This is a genomic window from Ruegeria lacuscaerulensis, assembly GCF_013034745.1.
GTDB lineage: Bacteria > Pseudomonadota > Alphaproteobacteria > Rhodobacterales > Rhodobacteraceae > Ruegeria > Ruegeria lacuscaerulensis_B.
In genome coordinates this window covers 196,617-218,341 of sequence record NZ_WQGP01000002.1, presented here as the reverse complement: position 1 = coordinate 218,341, position 21,725 = coordinate 196,617, and the positions used below count along the sequence as shown (strand labels likewise).

21 protein-coding genes are annotated in these 21,725 nt (G+C 59.7%); 9 read left to right on the top strand and 12 right to left on the bottom strand.

The window, feature by feature from the left end; all coding sequences use genetic code 11:
• The first annotated feature begins 222 nt into the window (after nucleotides 1-222).
• Nucleotides 223-1,065, top strand: a complete 843-nt coding sequence (locus GOV79_RS04610; protein WP_170788764.1) for a HalD/BesD family halogenase — start codon at nucleotides 223-225, stop codon at nucleotides 1,063-1,065.
• A gap of 83 nt (nucleotides 1,066-1,148) precedes the next feature.
• On the opposite strand, the gene GOV79_RS04605 is transcribed toward GOV79_RS04610, so the two are convergent.
• Both GOV79_RS04605 and GOV79_RS04600 read right to left on the bottom strand, forming a co-directional pair.
• Complete coding sequence (locus GOV79_RS04605) at nucleotides 1,149-1,796, bottom strand: response regulator transcription factor (RefSeq protein ID WP_170788763.1); 648 nt, start codon at nucleotides 1,794-1,796, stop codon at nucleotides 1,149-1,151.
• The gene (locus GOV79_RS04600; protein WP_170774560.1) at nucleotides 1,793-3,226 is read right to left on the bottom strand and encodes a cache domain-containing protein; all 1,434 of its coding nucleotides are present in this window, start codon (nucleotides 3,224-3,226) and stop codon (nucleotides 1,793-1,795) included. Before GOV79_RS04600 ends, GOV79_RS04605 begins: the two co-directional genes overlap by 4 nt.
• Before the next feature lie 247 nt (nucleotides 3,227-3,473).
• Between GOV79_RS04600 and GOV79_RS04595 the strand changes: the two genes are divergently transcribed.
• The 3 genes from GOV79_RS04595 to GOV79_RS04585 all read left to right on the top strand — a co-directional run bounded on the left by GOV79_RS04595 (nucleotide 3,474) and on the right by GOV79_RS04585 (nucleotide 7,977).
• Complete coding sequence (locus tag GOV79_RS04595; protein WP_170774558.1) at nucleotides 3,474-4,556, top strand: TRAP transporter substrate-binding protein; 1,083 nt, start codon at nucleotides 3,474-3,476, stop codon at nucleotides 4,554-4,556.
• A gap of 122 nt (nucleotides 4,557-4,678) precedes the next feature.
• Nucleotides 4,679-5,605, top strand: a complete 927-nt coding sequence (locus GOV79_RS04590; protein WP_170788762.1) for a TRAP transporter small permease subunit — start codon at nucleotides 4,679-4,681, stop codon at nucleotides 5,603-5,605.
• Nucleotides 5,606-5,622: 17 nt separating this feature from the next.
• Complete coding sequence (locus GOV79_RS04585) at nucleotides 5,623-7,977, top strand: TRAP transporter large permease (protein ID WP_170788761.1); 2,355 nt, start codon at nucleotides 5,623-5,625, stop codon at nucleotides 7,975-7,977.
• Between the two features lie 56 nt (nucleotides 7,978-8,033).
• Here the strand turns inward: GOV79_RS04585 and GOV79_RS04580 are convergent, their stop codons facing one another.
• The 5 genes from GOV79_RS04580 to GOV79_RS04560 all read right to left on the bottom strand — a co-directional run bounded on the left by GOV79_RS04580 (nucleotide 8,034) and on the right by GOV79_RS04560 (nucleotide 11,855).
• Entirely contained in the window at nucleotides 8,034-9,392 is a 1,359-nt protein-coding gene (locus GOV79_RS04580; protein ID WP_170788760.1) for a dicarboxylate/amino acid:cation symporter, read from the bottom strand.
• A 243-nt stretch (nucleotides 9,393-9,635) separates the two neighbouring features.
• The gene (locus tag GOV79_RS04575; protein ID WP_170788759.1) at nucleotides 9,636-10,025 is read right to left on the bottom strand and encodes a VOC family protein; all 390 of its coding nucleotides are present in this window, start codon (nucleotides 10,023-10,025) and stop codon (nucleotides 9,636-9,638) included.
• 6 nt (nucleotides 10,026-10,031) lie between these two features.
• Complete coding sequence (locus tag GOV79_RS04570) at nucleotides 10,032-10,856, bottom strand: arginyltransferase (RefSeq protein WP_170788758.1); 825 nt, start codon at nucleotides 10,854-10,856, stop codon at nucleotides 10,032-10,034.
• Nucleotides 10,857-10,934: 78 nt separating this feature from the next.
• Complete coding sequence (locus GOV79_RS04565; RefSeq protein WP_170788757.1) at nucleotides 10,935-11,366, bottom strand: RDD family protein; 432 nt, start codon at nucleotides 11,364-11,366, stop codon at nucleotides 10,935-10,937.
• A 66-nt stretch (nucleotides 11,367-11,432) separates the two neighbouring features.
• The gene (locus GOV79_RS04560) at nucleotides 11,433-11,855 is read right to left on the bottom strand and encodes a DUF2852 domain-containing protein (RefSeq protein ID WP_170788756.1); all 423 of its coding nucleotides are present in this window, start codon (nucleotides 11,853-11,855) and stop codon (nucleotides 11,433-11,435) included.
• 186 nt (nucleotides 11,856-12,041) lie between these two features.
• On the opposite strand from GOV79_RS04560, the gene GOV79_RS04555 reads away from it, so the two are divergent.
• From GOV79_RS04555 to GOV79_RS04540, 4 genes are read left to right on the top strand one after another with little or no spacing between them, the layout of a single operon-like run.
• Nucleotides 12,042-14,831 carry a bifunctional [glutamate--ammonia ligase]-adenylyl-L-tyrosine phosphorylase/[glutamate--ammonia-ligase] adenylyltransferase gene (locus tag GOV79_RS04555; protein ID WP_170788755.1) on the top strand — a complete coding sequence of 930 codons (2,790 nt, stop codon included), beginning with the start codon at nucleotides 12,042-12,044 and terminating at the stop codon, nucleotides 14,829-14,831.
• Nucleotides 14,818-15,087, top strand: coding sequence for a hypothetical protein (locus tag GOV79_RS04550; protein WP_170354467.1), 270 nt, complete (start codon nucleotides 14,818-14,820; stop codon nucleotides 15,085-15,087). Before GOV79_RS04555 ends, GOV79_RS04550 begins: the two co-directional genes overlap by 14 nt.
• Before the next feature lie 39 nt (nucleotides 15,088-15,126).
• Nucleotides 15,127-16,329 (top strand): RSP_2647 family RNA methyltransferase, encoded by a 1,203-nt coding sequence (locus GOV79_RS04545; RefSeq protein ID WP_170788754.1) that lies wholly within the window; start codon nucleotides 15,127-15,129, stop codon nucleotides 16,327-16,329.
• Nucleotides 16,326-16,868 carry an RSP_2648 family PIN domain-containing protein gene (locus tag GOV79_RS04540; RefSeq protein WP_170788753.1) on the top strand — a complete coding sequence of 181 codons (543 nt, stop codon included), beginning with the start codon at nucleotides 16,326-16,328 and terminating at the stop codon, nucleotides 16,866-16,868. Before GOV79_RS04545 ends, GOV79_RS04540 begins: the two co-directional genes overlap by 4 nt.
• 70 nt (nucleotides 16,869-16,938) lie before the next feature.
• On the opposite strand, the gene GOV79_RS04535 is transcribed toward GOV79_RS04540, so the two are convergent.
• Nucleotides 16,939-17,628: a M48 family metallopeptidase gene (locus GOV79_RS04535; RefSeq protein ID WP_170782571.1), complete on the bottom strand. Its 690-nt coding sequence runs from the start codon at nucleotides 17,626-17,628 to the stop codon at nucleotides 16,939-16,941.
• A gap of 159 nt (nucleotides 17,629-17,787) precedes the next feature.
• Between GOV79_RS04535 and trhA the strand changes: the two genes are divergently transcribed.
• The gene (gene trhA, locus GOV79_RS04530; protein ID WP_170788752.1) at nucleotides 17,788-18,471 is read left to right on the top strand and encodes a PAQR family membrane homeostasis protein TrhA; all 684 of its coding nucleotides are present in this window, start codon (nucleotides 17,788-17,790) and stop codon (nucleotides 18,469-18,471) included.
• Here the strand turns inward: trhA and GOV79_RS04525 are convergent.
• Genes GOV79_RS04525 through GOV79_RS04510 form a run of 4 tightly spaced genes read right to left on the bottom strand, consistent with a single transcriptional unit; the run spans nucleotide 18,460 to nucleotide 21,631 of the window.
• A complete protein-coding gene (locus GOV79_RS04525; RefSeq protein ID WP_170788751.1) occupies nucleotides 18,460-19,644 on the bottom strand; it encodes a vWA domain-containing protein in 1,185 nt (394 codons plus the stop codon). The two genes, trhA and GOV79_RS04525, sit on opposite strands and share 12 nt — an antisense overlap.
• 2 nt (nucleotides 19,645-19,646) lie before the next feature.
• Nucleotides 19,647-19,817, bottom strand: coding sequence for a hypothetical protein (locus GOV79_RS04520; RefSeq protein ID WP_170788750.1), 171 nt, complete (start codon nucleotides 19,815-19,817; stop codon nucleotides 19,647-19,649).
• 3 nt (nucleotides 19,818-19,820) lie between these two features.
• Nucleotides 19,821-21,185, bottom strand: coding sequence for a DUF2927 domain-containing protein (locus tag GOV79_RS04515; protein WP_170788749.1), 1,365 nt, complete (start codon nucleotides 21,183-21,185; stop codon nucleotides 19,821-19,823).
• On the bottom strand, nucleotides 21,182-21,631 hold the full coding sequence (locus tag GOV79_RS04510; RefSeq protein ID WP_170788748.1) for a GNAT family N-acetyltransferase: 450 nt from the start codon (nucleotides 21,629-21,631) through the stop codon (nucleotides 21,182-21,184). Before GOV79_RS04510 ends, GOV79_RS04515 begins: the two co-directional genes overlap by 4 nt.
• Between the last annotated feature and the right edge of the window lie 94 nt (nucleotides 21,632-21,725).

Genomic DNA, 21,725 nt, shown 5'->3' with positions numbered 1-21,725 from the left:
CAATCGCACCAATTTTCTATCTCAGGCAGTGAATTTTGCGACATTTTATTGCGCAGATTGCCGCATGATGGGAATTTTCGGGAAAACCTGGAGGGAAATCCACGCGACTCTGCGATTTGACCGTGTCGGAAAGTGTCAAAGTGATGTCCGAAACGAGCATGATAGCGGCAACATGCTGGGGCAACGTGGACCCGAGCATATAGGCGATGGAGGCGGGATATCATGCACGATCTTATTGACCTTGGACGGTATCCGATAGATTGCCCGGGCTCTCGAGCATATGAGCGGTTGATCAGCGATCTGAGGCGTGAGTTGGATCAGGATGGCTGCGCGGTGTTGCCAGGGTTTGTGCATTCCGACGGAGTCGCGCATTTGCGACAAGAGGCCGATATGGTGGCCGAGCACGCCCATCGTTCATTCAGCCGAACCAATGCCTATTTTACCCGTGATGAACCCTCGCTGGATCGAAATCACCCGGTTCGGCAGTTTTTTGACCGCTCAAACGCCTTTGTGCCAGCGGACAATTTCGCAAAAACGGGGCCGTTGCGACGAATTTACGAATGCGCAGACTTCCTGCCGTTTATTCGCGCAGCGTTGGATGAGCCCGACGACTGTTTCTTTCGCTATGACGATCCTTTGGCGGATGTGATCATCAATGTGGTGGAGGAAGGGCAGGGCTTTCCCTGGCACTTCGATACTAACAATTTCACCGTGACTTTGGCCATCCAAAACGGCGAAGGGGGTGGCGCATTCGAATATGTACCGAACCTGCGCAGCCCAACGGACGAGAATTTTCCAGCCGTCTCAGCCGTGCTTGGCGGGGAAAGGGCGCGGGTCCGGCAATTGGAGTTGCAACCCGGCGATCTTCAGATCTTCAAGGGCCGGTACGCGTTGCATCGGGTCGCAGCGGTGACCGGGACGCAACGTCGCTACGTGGGTATTTTTTCATTCGTTGAGGCCGAGGGGATGTGCGGCAGCGTCGAACGAACCCGGCAGCTTTATGGGCGGGTGCAGCAACATCATCTAGATCGGGAAGGGCTGCGGCAGGACCGTTTGCTCGACTGAAGCGGGCGGGGCTCCCGCCCGTTGTCGATGCGCCTGCGGCGTATCTTCGCCGGTTGGGCCGGGCAGCGCGTGCCGCGCTGCGGTCAGAACCCTGGGCTGGTGCCCTGCAAGACGCCGTGTTCCAGCGCGTAGCGGGTCAGACCGGCGGTCGAGGATATCCCCAGCTTGCGTTTGATGTTCTTGCGATGTGTCTCGACCGTACGGACCGAGATGTCCAGTGTGTGAGCGACCTCTTTGTTGGACTTGCCCTGTGCGAGTTCCAGCAGGATCGTTTGTTCGCGCCCGGTCAGAGCCTCACGCGTGTTGTCGCCCTTGGGCTCAAGAGAGCCGCTGGCACCGGTGCACAGATATTGCTCGCCACGCATGACAGCGTCGATGGCCTGCTTGATTTTATCTGTGGGGACATCTTTGAGGACATAGCCTTTGGCCCCGTGGCTGAGCGCCGTCGAGATATATTCCGGGCTATCATGCATCGACAGGATCAGGATGCGCGTTTCTGGCAGGCGTTCGAGAATGATCTCGGTCGCGCTGAGGCCACCGAGGCCGGGCATATTGAGGTCCATCAGAATGACATCCGGCTGCAACCCAGCCACCTGATCGACCGCATCCTGCCCGCTACCCAGAGTGCCGACCACCTCGATCTCGTCATAGCTTTCCAATATCGACTGGATCCCCTCGGCAACCATTGGATGGTCATCGACGATCAGAACCCGGATCGTGGTGTCGCTCATGTTCCGGCCTTTCGGTTTGGGGTTGCGTCTTCCTGCGGCGGCAGCAAGTGGCTGAGAGGTAGGCTGACCTCGATCACTGTTCCGCTGCGTGGGCCGCGTGATGACAGAATGCGCAGCGATCCGTCAAGTTGTTCGATCCGTTCCTGCATGTTGCGCAGCCCGATCCCGGCACTGCCATCGCTGGGTGCGCTGCGCAAACCGCGGCCATTGTCGGTGATCCGCATGGTCGCGCCCTTTTTGTGGCCGCGCAGGTCGATGGTGACGCTGGTTGCGCCGGAATGTCGCTCGATATTGGTCAGCGCCTCCTGCGCGATACGGTAGAGTGCGATCTTGCTGTCCTGATCCAGACGGTTGCGAAACACGACGGTCGAGAACTCGGTCTCGATCCCCGTACGCTCGCGGAAATCATCGGTTAGTGCCTTAAGGGCAGGGCCCAAACCCAGATCGTCCAGCACGCCGGGGCGCAGGTCACGGCTGATGCGGCGGACCTCGGTAATCGCGGTGCCCAGATGGTCGATCCCTTTGTCCAGCGGGTCGCGCGCGCCTGCGTCATCGCCGCGCGTCAGCCGGCGGCGGGCATTGTCCAGCGCATAGCGCACACCGACCAGGATCTGGCTGATCCCGTCATGGAGCTCACGGGCCACCCGTCCGCGCTCTTCCTCTTGCGCGTCAAACACGCGTTGAGTCAGCTCTTTCAGCTTGGCATCCGCCAGCCTGCGTTCGCGGAAATTCAGTAACATGCCCGAGGCAAACACGATCAGAACGGCGGCCAGAACGATACCGCCGATATAGGCAAAGGTGCGCTGCACGCGGGCTTCGACCTCGGCGCGGGCATTGGCGACGGTGGCGACGATATCGTCGATGAAGACCCCTGTGCCCACGGCCCATCGCCAATCCTGAAGACCAACCACATAGGCGATCATCTGCGCCTCTTCCCCGGTCGACGGTTTTTGCCACATGAAACTGTGCCAACCAGCCCCCTGCCGGGCGAGGCGGATGAACTCGTCCACAATCGGGGTGCCGTCGCTATCGGTCAGACCTTCCCAGTTGCGGTTGATGAACTGGGTCTGACGCGGGCTGACCAGATTGTTGCCGTCGTAATCATAGACAAAGAAGAACCCATCCTTGCCGTAGATCATGGCCGACAGAATCTGCGTGACCAGATTCTGAGCCACATTGTCGTCGGTCGAGGCGCGGCCGTAGATATAGGCGAACCCGTTACGGGCCTGCGTGACGTAGTTGCGCAGCTCTTCTTTCTTGGCTTCGATCAGGCGACGTTCCAGCGCCTGAATTTCACGCTCGGCGGTGGCGCGGGCCTCGTAGGTGACGAAGAATGCAATCGCTGCCACGGCCACCAACAGAGGAATGGCCGCCACAAGCGACAGTTTCTGGCCATAGGTCAGCGAGATCAGATTGCGGATTCCCCTCATGGTCGAATCGTTACGCAAGCAGGCGTCAAAATGCAAAATCTTTGGGTCTCCGATCGTGACGTCGCCCGCTTCGCCGGAAAATGGGCCCCAGATTTACCGGTTTTGTCCCGCACCCACCTCAAAAACCGGCAATCCTACGTAGTAGTAGGTATTCACATTCAAATTCCCGTCATTAGGCTGGCCGCACTGAAAACGACTGCCCCCGCAAAGTTCGGGGGATTGGACTATGTAGGGGAGGAACACTCATATGGATCGTCGTTCATTTCTAAAAACATCTGCTCTGGGCGGCTCGGCTGCTGCGGCCACCACGCTGGCAGCTCCGGCTTATGCACAGGGCAAACGCACCCTGACCATGGTGACCTCGTGGGGTCGCGGTCTGGCGGGCGTGTTCGACAGCGCGCAACGTTGTGCCGACAGCATCAACACTATGTCCGACGGCAGCCTGAATGTCGAAATCAAGGCCGCTGGCGAACTGGTTGGTGCCTTCGAAGTGTTTGACGCGGTGTCGTCCGGTCAGGCCGACATGTATCACGCTGCCGACTATTACTTCGTAGGTCAGCATCCGGGCTATGCGTTTTTCACTGCCGTGCCCTTCGGCATGACCGCGCAGGAACTTGTGAACTGGTACTACCATGATGGCGGCATGGAGCTGCATGACGAGCTGGGTTCGATCTTCGGCCTGAAATCCTTCCTGGCGGGTAACACCGGTGCGCAGGCAGGTGGCTGGTACTCGAAAGAGATCAACGGCCCCGAGGATTTCCAAGGTCTGAAGTTCCGTATGCCGGGTCTGGGTGGTCAGGCGCTGGGCAAGCTGGGCGCATCGGTTCAGAACATTCCGGGCTCGGAAGTGTATCAGGCGCTGTCCTCGGGTGCGATTGACGGCACCGAGTGGATTGGCCCCTGGGCGGACGAAAAGGCCGGTTTCCAGGAAATCACCAAGACATACTACACCGCGGGCTTCCACGAGCCGGGCGCAGGTCTGTCGCTGGCAACGAACCGCGACGTGTTCGACGAACTGACACCTGCACAGCAGAAGATCATCGAGATCGCAGCTGGTGAAGCACACCAGTGGAACCTGGCGCAATTCCTGGCCAACAACGGCGCGGCGCTGCAGCGCCTGCAGTCGGGTGGCGTGAAGGTTCTGGAATTCCCCGACAGCGTCTGGGATGCCTTCGGTCAGGCCAGCCAGGAAGTTCTGGACGAAAACATGGGCGACGAGCTGTTCAAGAAAATCCACGACAGCGCAATGTCGTCGATGGCAGCATCTTCGGCGTGGCAGAACCTGTCCTCGGGTGCCTACACCACGCAGCGCGACCGCGTTCGCGGCTAAGCAACCTACTCACGACCAAATGGTTTCCCCGCCCTGTGCGGGGAAACCTTTCCCGTTGCACGTGCCGGGCTTGGACAAGCCCGCGATAACACCTCGTGCAACTGACGCGACCTGGGGACAACATGCAGGACGATAACGGTATCTCGTTCTTCGGCGCCCTGTGGAATGGGCTGCTATGGCTCATTCAGAACATTGCCGAAGCTTTCTATAATTTCGGATATGCCATCACGCATCCGCAACTCTGGCTGGATTGGTCGGACAAGGCGTCGATCATGCGTTTTGTCTATTACGGCGGTTCGGTCGAGTTCTTCTTTGTGGTCTTTACCTTCTTTTTGGTTCTGACCGCAGTTGGACTGTATTACCGCAACTTCATGTGGGGAATGGTGCGGGTCCTTGAGGGTTTCGCCAACACAACCGGCCGCTTTTTCGCCTGGGCCGGCTTGCTGATGGTGATCCAGCAGATCGTCATCGTGTTCATGCAGCGGGTCTTTACCCGGCCCGATATGTCCTTTGGCCTGGGTATCCCGTTTACGCAAGATATCAGTTGGTTCGCGGAAGAACTTAAACTTTATAACGCCGTGGTTGTCTGCCTGTGCTGCACCTACACTTTCGTTCAGGGCGGGCATGTACGCGTTGACCTGATCTACGCCGGGATCAGCCACCGGGCCAAGCGTGTGGTCGATATGTGCGGGGCGGTTCTGTTCATGATGCCCATGGCCGTGCTGACCTGGATGTATGGCTGGTACTTCATGTGGCGGCACCTGATCGTGCCGAAACCCTCGGCCAGTGATACGTTGGACCGCCTGGTCGCCAAATCCCGCGCGCTGCGCTGGAACGTGGAAACCATCGGTTTCAGCCCCAACGGGTTCAACGCCTACTTCCTGTTTAAGATCCTGCTGGTGGCATTTGCGGCCATGGTGTTCCTGCACGCCATCGCATTCCTCTACCGCTCGTTCCTGGAATACTCGGAAGGGTCCGAGAGCACCGGAAAATACCTCGACAAGGACAGCCTTGGTGAGGGTGAAGAAGCCTTCGAAGGCACGCATTAAGGACGGAGACCAAGACTATGCTATTCGGACTTGATGGCGTCGAGATAGGCCTCATTATCGTATTCTTCTGCCTTTTCGGAGGCATCCTATCCGGTTTTCCGGTGGCATTTGCTATCGGCGGGGCAGGGATCATTTCCTTCGGGATCATCGCTGCGCTGGACAGTGCGGGGCTGCTGATCCACCAGGCAATTGATACCGGCTCCCAAGCGTACCGGGACCTCGTCAATTCGGGGGTCAAACCGGAAACGGTATCAGTGTTCCGCTTCCCGGACTTACCAAGGATCGCCGAACCGGTCTTTGTGCAGGGCTGGGAAACCGCGCTGGACCGCAATGTGTCATTCATCGTGAACCGTATGAACGAACGCGTGCTGGCCGGTCAGTCGATTGAAACCCTGCTGGCCGTTCTGATGTTCGTCCTGATGGGTATCACGCTGGAACGCTCGAAGATCGCAAACGATCTGCTGACCACGATGGCGCGTGTCTTTGGCCCGCTGCCCGGTGGTCTGGCTGTGTCTATTGTGGTTGTGGGGGCGTTTCTTGCGGCCTCGACCGGGATCGTGGGTGCGACCGTGGTGACGATGGGCCTGCTGGCGCTGCCAACCATGCTGCGCAACAACTACTCGCCGGAACTGGCGACCGGTGTGATCGCGGCCTCGGGAACGCTGGGGCAGATCATTCCGCCCTCGATCGTGATCGTTCTGTTGGGGACACTGGCAGGAGACCTGTATTCGACCGCGCAGGAAACCCGCGCGCAGGATGCGGGTTGTACAGACGCGCTGACCTATCTGGGTGAGCCCGCTGTGGTCTCGGTTGGGACATTGTTTCAGGCTGCCTTGCTGCCGGGGATCATGCTGGCGCTGCTGTATGCGCTTTATGCCTTTGGCTATGCGCTGCTGAATCCGGAAAAGGCCCCGGCCGTTGAAATGTCAGGCGGTAGTGGTGAGCCGATCACCCGTGCCGAAGGTCTGACCTGGTTGCTGGGTGCACCGGTTGCGCTGATCGTGGGCATGATGGTTCTGAGCAGTGCTGGTGTTGTCGGAAGCCAGAATATCGGCGTCTCGGCTTTCTCGGATATCGGTGAGGGCGCATCGCTGCGCACGAACGTGTCTGAGGAATGCAAAGCCTCGATGATCGACCTGCATGGGCAACTGGCCTGGGATCAGGCCGTAGCCGAGCAAGAGGCCATCGACGCCGCAGGTGGGGCCGCCGAGTCGACCCGCCTAAGCGAAGAGGAACTGGCCGCTGCGCAGCAAGCCAAGATCGCTTCGGCTGCGCCGATCGGCACCGGTGTGGCCGTCATGGTCGTGCTGCTGGGTCTGACGCTGGTCATGGGTCGCGGCATCGCGCCATCGAAGCCGGCGCAGCCGCTGATCGTAGGGGCCATCGGCCTGTTGCTGATGCTGTTGTTCGATGTGCTGTTCATCGCTCCGACCACGTCCTCGGGTGTGACCTTTGTGCTGCTGGCGGTGCCGTTTGCGCTGGCCATCTATGGCTGCAAAGAGGCCGCCGCGCGCTGTGCGACCAATGATCTGATCCGTGTGGTCTTCCCGCCGCTGGTTCTGATCATCGCGGTTCTGGGCTCGATCCTGGGTGGTGTGACTAACCCGACGCCCGCTGCGGCGCTGGGGGCAGGCGGGGCGATCATGCTGGCCGCTTACCGCAAGCTGCAGGATCAGGGCCGCTCGGCCAAGGTGATCATCTGGGCGACTTTGGCCGTGATCGTGGCCTTGCTGATGGGCGTGAACTTCGATCTGCGCATCAACCAGAGCGATGTCAGCGTCGAGACCTGGATTGCCTTCATCGTGGCCTATGGCGCCTACCTGTTTGCCCTGTTCGGCCTGCTGTTTGGTTGCTGGGTCTTGTTCACCAGCGGGGTTCTGACGCCCGTGGTGCGCGAGACGGCCAAGGTGACCTCGATGGTCTTTACCATCCTGATCGGCTCGCAGTTGCTGAACCTTGTGGTGATCTCGTTCGGGGGGGAACACTATATCCAGCAGTTCCTGCGCAGTTTTGACAACGAGTTTACGGTCTTCCTGATCGTGATGCTGGTGCTGTTCATTCTGGGCTTCGTGCTGGACTTCCTCGAGATCATCTACATCGTGATCCCCATTGTGGGTCCGGTGATCTATGGCGGGTCGTTCGATCCGAAATGGGTGACGATCATGGTGGCGGTGAACCTGCAGACCTCGTTCCTGACGCCACCTTTCGGGTTCGCGCTGTTCTACCTAAGGGGCGTTGCGCCTAAAGAGGTCACAACAGGTCATATCTATCGCGGGATCATTCCATTCGTGCTGATTCAGGTAGTCGGGATTGGTATCCTTTGGTTCTTCCCGACCATCGTGACCATCGTGCCGGATCTGATCCCGAACTGATCGGGCAGACTGAAGAATGACAGACCGGAGGCCCTGTGGCCTCCGGTCTTTTTTGTTCAGGCTTCGGCTTTGGGATGCGTCAGTTTTGCAAAAGCAGCTTCGGCCTCGTGGTCAATATCCAGCGTGGCGGGGGTCAGGGTCCCGGCGTCGGGGTCATTGAAGACCGCCCGGTCCAGCTTGCCGACACGCTGCGCAACGATGGTGGTGACAACCGCGTCGCCGGTGATGTTCACCACCGTCCGCATCATGTCGATGATCCGGTCAACGGCGAGGATGATGGCGATCCCGTCCAGTGGCATACCCAGCTGGTTCAGAACCATTGCCAGCATCACAATCCCCACGCCGGGAACGCCTGCCGTTCCGATGGATGCCAGAACCGAGATCGAGATGATGGTCATATAGCCACCCAGCCCCAGATCAATCCCATAGGCATTGGCCAGGAACACGGTTGCCACCCCATGCATGATCGCGGTGCCGTCCATGTTGATCGTCGCGCCCAACGGGATGCCGAACGAAGCAACCGAGCGGTCGACACCGATGCGCTGCGTCACGCATTGCATCGAGGCCGGGATCGTCGCGTTTGAGCTTGAGGTCGAGAAGGCAAATACCTGCGCCGAGCGCATCTTGCGCAGAAACGCGCGCGGGCTGAGACCGGTGCACACATAAAGCAGCACCATCAGCGTCACGCAGAGGTGAAAGACCAGCGTGAGGCTGATGGTCGTCAGGTACCCGATGACCGGAGCGAACAGGCTGAACCCTTCGACCGCGAAGGTCTTGGCGATCAGGCAAAAGACACCGATCGGGGCAAAGGCCATCACGATCTCGACGATTTTCATCGCCAGTTCGTTCATGAAGGTGCAACCCTCGACAAAAGTTTTGGCGCGGCTGCCGATCATCAGCACGGCGATACCGACAACGATCACGTAGAAGATGATTTGCAGCATTTCGCCATTGGCCAGCGCCTGAACCGGGTTCTTGGGGATGATGTTTGCCAGTATCTGCCACGCAGTATCCTGCGTTGCGACGGACACATCCGCGCTGGCCATATGCAGGCTGTCAAATCCCATGCCGGGATTGATGATGTTGGCGAACACCAGCGCCGTCATCACCGCCAGCGCCGTAGTCGCCAGATAGGTGACAAAGGTCAGCCCGCCTACGCGGCCCAACACCTTGAGATCACCAATCCCAACCACGCCGCACAGTAGGGAAAACACCACTAGCGGCACGACCAGCATTTGCAGCCCGTTCAGGAACATCTGACCGACCATGGTGGACAGGCCATTGACCATATGCTCCTGAAGGAACGGGATTTGCCAATAGTTCAGGGCCAGTCCAAGGGCTGAGCCAAGTACAAGGGCCATCAGGATTTGCGTTGTCAGGTTGGCCGCAAGCAGCCGTCGAATAGCATGAGTCATTGTCCGTCTCCCTTTACCAAAGCCAAACCCGCAGGTCGGGAACCTGTTGCATCACGGGCTATGTCATTGAAGCCCAGCCGTGCGGATCTAAACGGGGTCGAACGGCTGAGGGTCAGGATTACTTGGTGACGTAGGGTAAGGATTCAATCGCTGGGCGTAGGGAAGTCGCCATTTAGATGATTAATAATTCTTCATCTTTTCTGTCTGATCTGCCCTGAGGCAGTCGAAATACCGCACCACGCCCTAGATGAACTCAATCAAATCCCAGCGATTTCCAAACGGGTCACGCCAGACCGCGACGGTTCCATAAGGTTCATGACGCGGAGTTTCCTCGAACGTCACGCCGGCCGCTTTCATGGCGGTGTAGTCGCGTTGAAAATCATCGGTTTGCAGGAAAAAACCAACCCGGCCGCCGGTCTGGTTGCCAATCGCCGCCGCTTGTTCCGGCCCGTCGGCCTGCGCCAGTAAAAGCGAGCCCAGCTCGGATCCCGCAGGGGCGACACGCACCCATCGCTTGCCTCCGCCCAGGTCGATATCCTGCAACAGCGAAAAGGACAGGGTTTGGGTATAGAATGCAATCGCCTCATCATAGCCGGGCACGACCAGTGTGACCGCGTGCAAGCTTTGCCGCATGGGGGATCAGCCTTTGGTGGGGTGACGGTCGGGCAGTTGGATATTGGCGACCTGCTCGGCAATCGGAGCGGTGGACAGCGGATGATGTCCTGCGGCTGCAAGGTCGGAGGGATCACTCACACGTGTCCATTCGCCCCGAATATAGACCTCCAACCCCGAGAAACGGGCCTTGTAGCCCATCTTGGGGCTGCCTGGCACCCAATAGCCCAGATAGACATAGGGCAAACCGGCTTCGCGCGCGATGTCGATATGATCGAGGATCATATATGTCCCAAGGGAATTCTGCGGCTGATGTGGGTCGTAAAAGGAATAGACCATGCTCAGCCCGTCATCGAGTACATCGGTCAGGCTGACAGCGATCAGCTCATGCGAGTTTGGGTCAGCGTATTCTACGACGCGCGACCGGATCGGCGTTTCCTCGATCATCGCGGCGAATTCGAACACGTCCATATCGGCCATGCCACCATCTGAATGGCGGGTGTCCAGATAACGGCGGAACAGCTCATACTGCTCATCTGTGGCCCAGGGCGAGTTCGCCTTGCGCTGCAAATAGGCGTTGCGCTTGGCTGCGCGTTTCTGGCTTTTGCGGGGTTTGAAGGCCGACACGTCGATCCGTGCCGACAAACAGGCCGCGCAATCGGCGCAAGAGGGACGGTAGAGCACGTTCTGAGACCGCCGAAACCCTTGTTGTGAAAGGGAATTGTTCAACTGGTCCGCGCCTTCACCTTGCAGGGCGGTGAACAGTTTCCGCTCCATCTTGCCCTCAAGATAAGGGCAAGGCTGTGGGGCCGTCACATAGAATTGTGGCGCAATGGGCAGCGTGTGTCGCATGAACGTTCCGTGTTTCCTGGGTCGGATGATAACAACCGATCCCGGAACCGCCAAGTGATTCACGCGGCCCTGTTTGTCTTATGCGCGCTGGTTGATCATTACTGTTCCAAGGAACGAATCCGTCAGGCCCTGACAGCGTGCGCTGGTCAGCATCATGATGACCGAAACGATCTGCACGACAAAGAATGCCATGCTAACGAAATACCCCGCCGTGTGGGCCACCGCTTTGCCCAGATCCATCCGCGCGCCGAATGCGTCGCGCAGCTCGATCCCCATAAAGCGCATGCCCAGCGTGGCCGACCCGTTGGTGATAGTGACCACGCGGTAAACAAAGCTGATGACGCCGTAGATCAGCGGCAGGAAAAACAGCCCCGCGCCAAGGGTCAGGAAGACCGGCACGATACACAGCAGCGAAATCAGCGCGATATCGAACAGCCAGGCAACAAAGCGTTTAATCGCCACCGATTGATAGAATTCCGGCTGGCGATCGGGATCGGGTAGATGGGTCATATAGGGATATCCGCGTCGTTGAATAGGATCACCCTGTCCCGAAATCCGGGGCAGGGCAAGGTCGGATCAGGCCGTCGCACCGGTTTTGGCGTCGTCGCGGTTTTCGCGGGCGCGTTCATCCATGAACTGGTCGAACTCGGCCTTGTCCTTGGCTTCGCGCAAACGGCGCAGGAAGGCTTCAAATTCTTTCTGTTCACGTTCCAGTCGCGCCAGAGTGTCGGACTTGTATGCGTCGAACGCGCTGTTGCCCGAAGGTTTCATGGCGCTCATGTGGCTGTTCCAGGATTTGCGACGGCTGCAGGATTTGCTGAACATGCGTTTGCTCCAGATCAAATAGGCCAAAAGGGCAAGGCCCACGGGCCAGAAGAAGATGAAACCAAGCACCATTGCGGCGATCCAGGCGCCTTTGCCTTTGTCGTCCAGCCAGGCCTCGATACGGTGCAACCATCCCGGATTCGAAGGGACGGCGGGGTCGGATAGTGCGGTCATGTGGTGTCTCCGGGTTTATGTAAATCGCTTTCACATTGAATAGATGGGAGCTGCATAACGGGTTGCAAGGGGGTAATGTAAAAATGTTTTACATTGTGTTGGTGTCAGTGATGCAGAGTGCCAGTTTCCACTTGTACAAGCCCTTGAAATCAGGCCATCTCTGATCATTGTGATGCAGGAGGCCGCATGACCGACGCTCTGACAATTCACCGAATGCCGCGCCCGTTTGATCCGGCTTTGGGCGATGAGGCGCGCGCAACGGTCCCCGATGCTACGCCGCAGCAGGGCGAATTGATTGCTGGCGTTGCAGGCTCAAGCCCGTACCTCAAAGGGTTGATTGATCGGGAAAAAGACTGGCTGGCGCAGGCGTTGCACAATCCCGATCAAGCCTTGGCCGAGGTAATGTCCGCCGCGCGCGCACTGCCACCGGATCAACTGAAGCCCGGTTTACGGCAAGGCAAGCGGCGGATGGCGCTGCTGACCGCGCTGGCCGATGTAGCAGGGGCATGGCCGCTAGAAAAAGTCACCGCTGCGCTGACGGATTTCGGCGCGCTGGCGGCTGATGTGGCCGCCAAGGCCGAGATCGCGGCGCTGATCCGGCGCGGTAAACTGCCCGGTATGGTCGAGGACGACGTTGAGACCGCCGCCGGGATGATCATTCTGGCCATGGGCAAGATGGGCGCGCATGAGCTGAACTACAGCTCGGATATCGACCTGATCGTGCTGTTCGATGAGACCCGGTTTGACCCGGATGATTTTTATGAGGCCCGGCATGGCATGGTGCGTGCCACGCGGAACTTCTGCGCCACGCTCAGCGACAAAACCGCCGATGGCTATGTGTTCCGCACTGATCTGCGCCTGCGCCCTGATCCGGGGGTGACGCCCGTATGTATGGCCGCCGAGGCCGCCGAGCGGTATTACGAAAGTCTGGGCCGCACTTGGGAGCGTGCCGCCTATATCAAAGCGCGCGCCTGTGCAGGGGACATCGCAGCAGGGCAGCGATTTCTGGATACGTTGCGCCCCTTTGTCTGGCGGCGGCATCTGGATTTTGCCGCGATTCAGGACGCCCACGACATGCGCTTGCGCATCCGCGAGAACAAGGGCACCGCGGGCGCTCTGACCATTCCGGGCCATGATATGAAACTGGGGCAGGGTGGCATCCGCGAGATCGAATTCTTTACCCAGACCCGCCAGTTGATCGCAGGAGGGCGTGACCCAGACCTGCGCGTCCGCGGCACGGTGCCGGGGCTGGCCGCGTTGTCCGAAAAAAGCTGGGTCCCGCAGGAGGTCGCCGACAAACTGACCAACCATTACCGCGCTCATCGCGAGGTCGAGCATCGCATCCAGATGATCCACGACGCCCAGACCCATAAGGTGCCGCAATCCGACGAAGGAATCGAACGCGTCGCCTGCCTAATGGGGATCAGCAGCGAAGATCTGACCTCCGACCTGACCCGCCGCCTGACCGAGGTGCATGAACTGACCGAAGGGTTCTTCGCCCCCGGAGCTGCGGCCCCCGCGCCGACCCCCGAGGTCGCCTTTGACGAAGGCGTCATGGCGCGCTGGCCGACCTATCCGGCGCTGCGCTCGCAACGGGGCGCGCGTATATTCGAGCGACTGAAACCAGAACTGCTGTCGCGCCTCGCCAAGACCGCGAAACCGGATGAGGCGCTTCTGGCACTCGACGGGTTCCTGTCGGGCTTGCCTGCAGGCGTGCAACTGTTTTCGCTGTTCGAGGCCAACCCACATCTGATCGATTTATTGGTCGATATCGTGGGGACATCTCACGCGCTGGCCACGCACCTTTCGAGCAATGCCTCGGTTTTTGACGCGGTGATTGGCGGCAGCTTCTTTGACGACTGGCCGGGGCAGGCGGCCTTACAGGCCGATCTGGAGCAGGCGCTGGCGCAAGAGTCGGATTACGAGACGCAGCTAGATTTCGCCCGACGCTGGTGCAAGGAATGGCATTTCCGCATTGGTGTTCACCACCTGCGCGGGCTGATCGACGGGGCGCAGGCCGGGCAGCACTATGCCGATCTGGCTAGTGCCGTGATTGCCGCGCTTTTGCCGCATGTGGCCGGGCAATTCGCCCGCAAACACGGGCCGGCGCCGGGACGCGGGGCGGCGGTGCTGGGCATGGGCTCGATCGGGGCGGGGCGGATCAATTCGCAATCCGATCTGGATATGATCGTGATCTATGACCCGCTGGATCAGGACATGTCCGACGGCCCGCGCCCGCTGGCCACGCGTACCTATTACGCGCGGTTCACGCAGGCTTTGATTACGGCCTTGTCTGCGCCCATGTCGCAGGGGCGGCTCTATGAGGTCGACATGCGTCTGCGCCCTTCGGGCAATCAGGGGCCGGTGGCAACCAGTTGGGCCAGTTTCACCAACTACCAGCAGAATGAGGCATGGGTCTGGGAACACTTGGCCCTGACCCGCGCCCGCGTTGTGGCTGGAAATGCTGATCTGGCGCAGGATATCGAAACCTTCCGCGCTGAATTCCTGACCCGCCCGCGCGATACTGCGCAAGTGCTGCGCGAGGTGGCCGAGATGCGCAGCCGTCTGGCCGCCGCCAAATCTCCGGCTGGTATCTGGGATGCCAAGAACGGTCCGGGCCGGATGATGGATATCGAACTTATGGCCGAGACGGGCGCGTTGCTGTCCGGTCTGCCGCAGCGCGATGTGCAAACGGGGCTGGACGGTGCGGTCGCTGCCGGGCTGCTAGAGGTCGCGCAGGCGCAAACGCTGAAGGACTGCTATGATCTATGCTGGTCGGTACAATGCGCGGCCCGGCTGCTGTCGGGCAAGGTGATCGAGGCAGACAAGATCGGCGAGGGCGGTACGGCTTTTCTTTGCCGGGCCACCGGGTTTGAACAGGTCGACCAGCTTCAGGCCGCGCTGCAGGACAGTTACGACACCGCCGCCGGGATCATCGGCCGCGTGATTTCGGAGGATACCCATGGCGCGCAGTGACGACCCCAACGACCACAAGGGCCTGATCCGCGAGGCATATAATATCGAGGGCATCACTTTGCCCGAATGCCGCAGTATCTTCTTGGATTGGGCGCTTAGCCTGCCTGCGGATCGGGACCAGACGCAGGCGCTGACCGATCTGCACTCGATCTACGCGGTGCAGGCGGATCACCCGATGACGCAGGTGCTGGCCGAGGGGCTGCAGGCAGCACAAAAACCCAAACGCCGGGGCGGCTGGAAATCCCGCAACCGCTAGGGCTTTTCCCCGCGCGCCGGAGCCACTAAGAGAGGCGGCATGACCCAAACCGCTGACCGCCCCCGTATCCGCCTGAAACCCAAAGCCAATGCGCGCGGCCTGCGCCACGGGTTCCCCTGGGTCTATGCCAATGATATCGTCACCGACCGCCGCACCCGCAAAATCCCGGCGGGGGCTTTGGCCGTGTTGGAGGATGAAAAACGCGCGCCCATCGCGTTGGTTGCAATAAACCCCGAGTCCAAGATCATGTGCCGCGTGTTGGACCGCGATCTGGATGCTGATTTAAACGCCACGTGGTTCGAAACCCGCCTGCGCCGCGCGCTGGACATGCGCGAGCGTCTGTTCGACGCGCCTTATTACCGTCTGATCCATGCCGAGGCGGATGGTTTTCCCGGCGTCATCATTGACCGCTTTGGCGATGCCTGCGTGATCCAACCCAACGCAGCCTGGGCCGAAGCGCATCTGGACACCCTGACCGACGCGCTGGTCGCCGTAACGGGCGTGACCACGGTATTGAAAAACGCCACGGGCCGGACACGCGGGCTTGAGGGGCTGGACGATGCCAACCTCACCCTGCACGGCACGGCCCCCGACGCGCCGCTGTCGGTGCCGATGAACGGCGCGACCTATATGGCCGACCTGACCGGCGGCCAGAAAACCGGGCTGTTCTATGATCAGCGCCCCAACCACGCCTTCGCGGCGCGTCTGGTTCAACCCGGCGCGCAGGTGCTGGATGTGTTCAGCCATGTGGGCGGGTTCGGTCTGGCGATGCTGGCAGGCGGAGCGGGGCAAGCGCTGTCCGTCGATGGTTCAGCCGCCGCACTGGATCTGGCCACTCAGGGCGCGCAGGCGTCTGGCTGTGCCGACCGGTTCCAAACCCGCCAAGGCGATGCCTTCGACGTTCTGACCCAATTGGGTGAAGAGGCCGAGCAATTCGATGTTGTGATCTGCGACCCGCCTGCCTTTGCGCCCTCGAAACAGGCGCTGGACGCGGGGCTGCGCGCCTATGAGCGCATCGCGCGTCTGGCCGCGCCGCTGGTCAAACCGGGCGGTTATCTTGGCCTGTGTTCCTGTTCTCACGCCGCCGATCTGGGTCGTTTCCGCGACGCCTCATCCCGCGGGATCGGCCGGGCCGGGCGGCAGGCGCAACTGATCCACACCGGCTTTGCTGGCCCCGACCACCCGCAACTGCCGCAACTGGCGGAAAGCGGCTACCTCAAAGCCGTGTTCTACCGGCTGTGAGGGCGGTTCTGGATACATGCGTCATCTACCCCACGGTGATGCGAGAGATGCTACTGGGCGCGGCAAAACTGGGCCATTTCGAACCCATCTGGTCGGCGCGCATCCTCGAAGAATGGGCCCGTGCCGCCCGCAAACTGGGCCCCACGGGCGAGGTACAGGCCCGCGCCGAAATTGCCCTGACACAATCGCACTGGCCCAAGGCGGAACGCGCCGCGCAACTGGGCGTGGAACAGCGCCTCTGGCTACCCGATGCCGCCGATATCCACGTTCTGGCCACCGCCATAACCTCGTCGTCAGATGCGATCATCACCATGAATGCCAAGGACTTCCCCCGAAACATCCTGTCGGATGAGGGCCTGATCCGCCATGACCCAGACACGCTGCTGCATGGCTTCTGGAAAGCCGACCCGCAAGGCCTCTCGGATACCGCCCACCGAGTCCTCACGCAGGCCAACCACCTCTCAGGTGACCAATGGACCCTGCGCGCGCTGATGAAAAAAGCCCGCCTCCCGCGTTTGGGCAAAGCTCTCACGACCTAATCCCGATCTGCCCTTCATCTGGCTAAAAATATCCCGGGGTGTGTGAGGGGCTGGCCCTCACAGCCGAAACCTATCCACCCGCACCCCAACGCTGCTCCAACGCCTCCAGCGCCGCAATTCGTTCATCTGTCTTGGGATGGCTCATCAACCAGGCGGGCGTGACACCTGCGCGTTGCTCGGTCAGTTCCTCAAGCTTGTGAAACAGAGATTTCTGCGGCCCGATCCCAATTCCTGCCTTGGTCAACAACGCGGCGGCGTATTCATCCGCCTCATATTCATCGCCACGTGACAAGCGCGAGGCCAGCAGATGCGCGAGCATATTAGCGAGCCATGCGCCAACAAACGGAATGAACCGGTTCAACACCATCATCAACGCCGTCCGCAGTGCATTCTGACCGGAAAAATCAATCATCCGCCGCCGCGCATGACCCAAGGCCACATGGCCCAGCTCATGCGCGATCACGCTGGCCATCTCCTCGGCCGAGACGTCTCCATTGCGGAACTTGCGATAGAACCCGCGTGTGATGAAAATCCGTCCATCCGGTGCGGCCAGCCCATTCACAGGGTCGATCTCATAGATATAAACCGGCACACGTTCGATCTCGAGCGCGGCGGCCAATCGGTCAGTCATTCGTTTTAGAGCGGGATCCGCCAACTCTGTAGATTTCGCATCCAACTCGCGATGGGTGCGCCAGACGGAAATCCGGTACATGACAACGGCATAGGCAATCGCCAGCAAGATCGGAGTTAATCGCAGCATACCTCAGATATGGGGGGCGATCGGGGCGAGGGCAACAAAAAATTGGGGCTGAAACGATCACGATGCCCTAGCTCGCGTGACATCAATCTAGGGTGAGGTCGCCTGAAACGATTGAGCCTTTGCTTGCCGCGCGAGGGGTTGCGCCATACCCTTGTTATAATGTGGTCTTTTGCAGAAATCCGCCCATCTTACAGCCGCGCCGAGCGTATCAGCGACGGGTTTGTGCATATTCTGGGCGTCAGCGCTGCCAGCATCGCGGTTCCTAAGCTCATTTTCTTGACGGTTCAGTACCGCACCGAGCCCGCCGCGATACTGGGCGTTTCAGTTTATGGCGTCACGCTTATTCTGATGCTGTCGCTTTCGGCAGCTTACAACATGGTGCAATCGGACAGGTGGGGGCATGTATTGCAGCGGTTGGACCATTCCGGAATCTATGTGAAAATTGCTGGAACCTATACCCCATTCATATTGATTTCGGGCGTACAGTCGCCGGGTTTGTTGATTGGTTTGTGGTCTTCGGCAACGCTTGGGTCGGCCCTGAAGATGATTGACCCGCATCGCTTTCGATGGTTTGGGTTGGGGCTCTACGTTTTAATGGGGTGGGCCGTCGTCTGGGCGGGGCAATCTCTGCTAGCGGACCTGTCCCATCCCGTTATCTGGCTGATGGTCGCAGGCGGCATTGTCTACACGACCGGGATTGCCTTTTACCTGTTGGACTGGCTGCCTTTTCACAACACGATCTGGCATGTTTTTGTTCTGACAGGCAGCGTTCTGTTTTTTGCCGCCGTTTCCGCGCATACGGCATGGGCCCCGGCGTTACCGAGCGAACCTTTATCGCGTTAGCTCGCGCATGCCCTGTTCCAGCCCAGCCAAGGTCATCGGCACCATGCGGTCCTCGAAAATCTCGCGGATCATGTTAACGGAATGAGTGTATTCCCAGTATTTCTCGGGCACTGGGTTGATCCACAGGTTTGAATTCCACTGGTCTCGTGCGCGTTGCAGCCAGACCTGACCTGCCTCTTGGTTCCAGTGCTCATTCGCCCCGCCGGGGTAGGCGATTTCATAGGGGCTCATGGAGGCATCGCCTACGAAAATACATTTGTAATCGGGGCCGTAGGTGCGCAGCACCTCATGGGTGGGGGTCTGCTGATCCCAGCGGCGGGCGTTGTCGCGCCAGACGCCTTCGTACAAGCAGTTGTGGAAGTAGTAATATTCCAGATGCTTGAACTCGGTCCGCGCGGCCGAGAACAGCTCTTCGACCACCTTGATATGCGGGTCCATTGAGCCGCCCACGTCCAGAAACAGCAGCACTTTGACCGCGTTGTGACGTTCGGGCCGGGTTTTGACGTCCAGATAACCGTGTTCGGCGGTGGCGCGGATGGTGCCGTCAAGGTCCAGCTCATCCGCCGCGCCCTCGCGTGCCCAACGGCGCAGGCGTTTCAGGGCGACTTTGATGTTGCGGGTACCCAGTTCGACCGTGTCGTCCAGATTCTTGAATTCGCGCTTGTCCCAGACCTTGACCGCGCGCTGATGGCGGCTTTCCTTCTGGCCGATGCGCACGCCCTCGGGGTTATAGCCATACGCCCCGAACGGAGAGGTCCCGGCAGTGCCGATCCATTTGTTGCCGCCCTGATGGCGGCTTTCCTGATCCTTGAGACGCTCTTGCAGCGTCTCCATCAGTTTTTCGAACCCGCCCATGGCCTCGATCTCGGCCTTTTCGTCCTCGGACAGGTGCTTTTCGGCCATCTTGGCCAGCCACTCGGCGGGGATGTCCACGGCCTCGATCACCTGATCAAAGCTGATCTCTTCCAAGCCCTTGAAACTTGCAGCAAAGGCCTGATCGAACTTGTCGATATTGCGCTCGTCCTTCACCATCGAAACGCGGGCGAGGTAGTAGAATGCCTCGACATCATAGGTGGCTAGGCCCTTTTTCATGCCTTCCAGAAAGGTCAGATATTCGCGTAGTGAGACGGGAATACGGGCTTTGCGGAGGTTTTCGAAGAAGGGCAGGAACATGGCTACGCGATCAGTCGGACGAGAATGAGGGACAGGACGAGACCCACCAACGAAAAGGCGATGCCGTAGCCCGCAGCGTATTGCGCCATATCCGCGCCGCTGCCATTACGTCTGCGTGCCGTCAGTGCCCCGAGGATTGCCCCCAGTATCGCCATTCCCAGAACTACGACCATGCGTTAACCGCCTCTGTTATTGGACGGCGCTTCTGCAACCTCTTGCATCAACGACCGGACCACCGTTTCCGAGCCAAAGCCGTAGCGTGCCCATCCCAGACTGTCCAGCCTGACGGAACGTGCCTCGACCGGGCGTCCGGCCTGATTCAGCGCCTCGGATTTCAGCAGCAGCAGCGTCGCAAGTTGCGAGGCATTCTCGGCGCGGGTCATCACGTCGATGGCTTTGTCCAATTCGGGCAGGAAGTCGGGACCGCTGCCTTGCGCCAGCGCATAGGCGCCAAGCTGCGTGGTAATGTAGGCCTGATGCACCTCAGTACTCGGTGACGTGCGCAGAAATTGCAGCGCGATATCATATTCGCGCAAAGCGGCTTGCGGGTTGTCAAATTGCCCCATGCGCCCCATCAGGTAGTGCGGATAGGCGCGGCGGTGGTCGGTCCAGCCCTGTTCCTGTCCGATCTGCGCGGCGCGCTGGGCAGAGCGTAGCCGGGCCTGCACGTTGCGGTTGGGGTTCAGCGATTTTTGCACCGCCCTGATCCATTCACGCGGGGTTTCTGAAGGGGGACCTACGGGCTGGACTTCGCCGTTTGGGTTCAGACGGCGTAGAATGCCGGGGATAACGGCTTCGACTTGTTCACGGCTCATGCCGCTGCGCAAGTCAGGCGAATAGGCGGCGCGCAGCATCAGCATATCGAACCCGGTCAGAACGGTATGTATGTTGTCATCGTTAAAGACTGAATCCGGCAGGTGATACAGGTCGTTCAGCGGCCCCAGAGCCTGTGCAATCTCTTCGTGCAGGCAATCGCGCTTTTCCTGCGGGCTGGCATCGTAGGGGATGAAAATCCCCAGTCGCTGCCGGTCTTGCAGCCGGACCCAACTGCTTTTCTTCTTGCGCCGATCCCGGCTGTATTCCTCGAAACTGGAGGCGTTCGGGACGACGAAACAGGCGGCTTGCGGCAGGATATCCTGAATTTGGTCCTGAGTGACGGCCTCGATGGTGATATTTGCCTGACCTTCGGGGATTTGCTTGATGTCGATCCGGGCTTCGCGGCGCAGACGGTTGAGCAACCGGGTCAAGTCCTGCTGCATCGACGGAGTAACCTGGCCGGTCAGGCGCACCGTTACGGGCCCCTCGAAGCGAGTAAAGACCGGTAGGGGCGTGCCGCTTTCCAGCGCAAAGTGAAGTGATACGAAATCGCGCGCCATATCGGCATTTGCCCGACCGGGCGGGGTAGGGCGCGGGGTTACAAAGGCCTTTGGGGGCGGTAGCCCTTCAACTGTGGGCTTCACCCGGCTGGGTGGTTCTGGGACGGAAACAGCCGTACATCCAGCCAATGCCAAACCGAACACAAGAGCAGCCCAGCGGATCATGCGCGTTGATACCGAATGAAAGGTGTCTGTTTGCCGATCCGATCATACAATTTGCGAGCGGTATGGTTGAATTCTTGCGTCAGCCAATAGACCGATGGCGCGCCTTGTTGGTCAGCCTCGTCATACACGGCTTGAATTAGCGCGCGTCCAACGCCGGTTCCGCGCGCCTCGGGGCGGGCGAACAGATCCTGAAGGTAGCAGACACTTTCCTCTTTCCACGCATGGCGGTGAAACAGGTAGTGCGTCAGGCCGACCAAACCATCGGAGCTTTCGGCAACAAAGCACGAGAAATCATGCGGATCATCCCCTAAAAGCCGCGCGAATGTGCTGTCATAGGTGCTGTCGGGTACGGATGTATCGTAGAACGCCAGATAATCGCGCCACATCTCAGCCCATTCGGCCCGGTCATCGGGCCGCAAGGCACGGATCGTAAGGGTGTCAGACACTCAGATTGCCCCATCTGCTCGGATGCCCGACAGTCGGGCGATCATGTGCCAATGCTGACAGCCCGCTTGCCGTAAGGCAAGGCTGATCACTGGA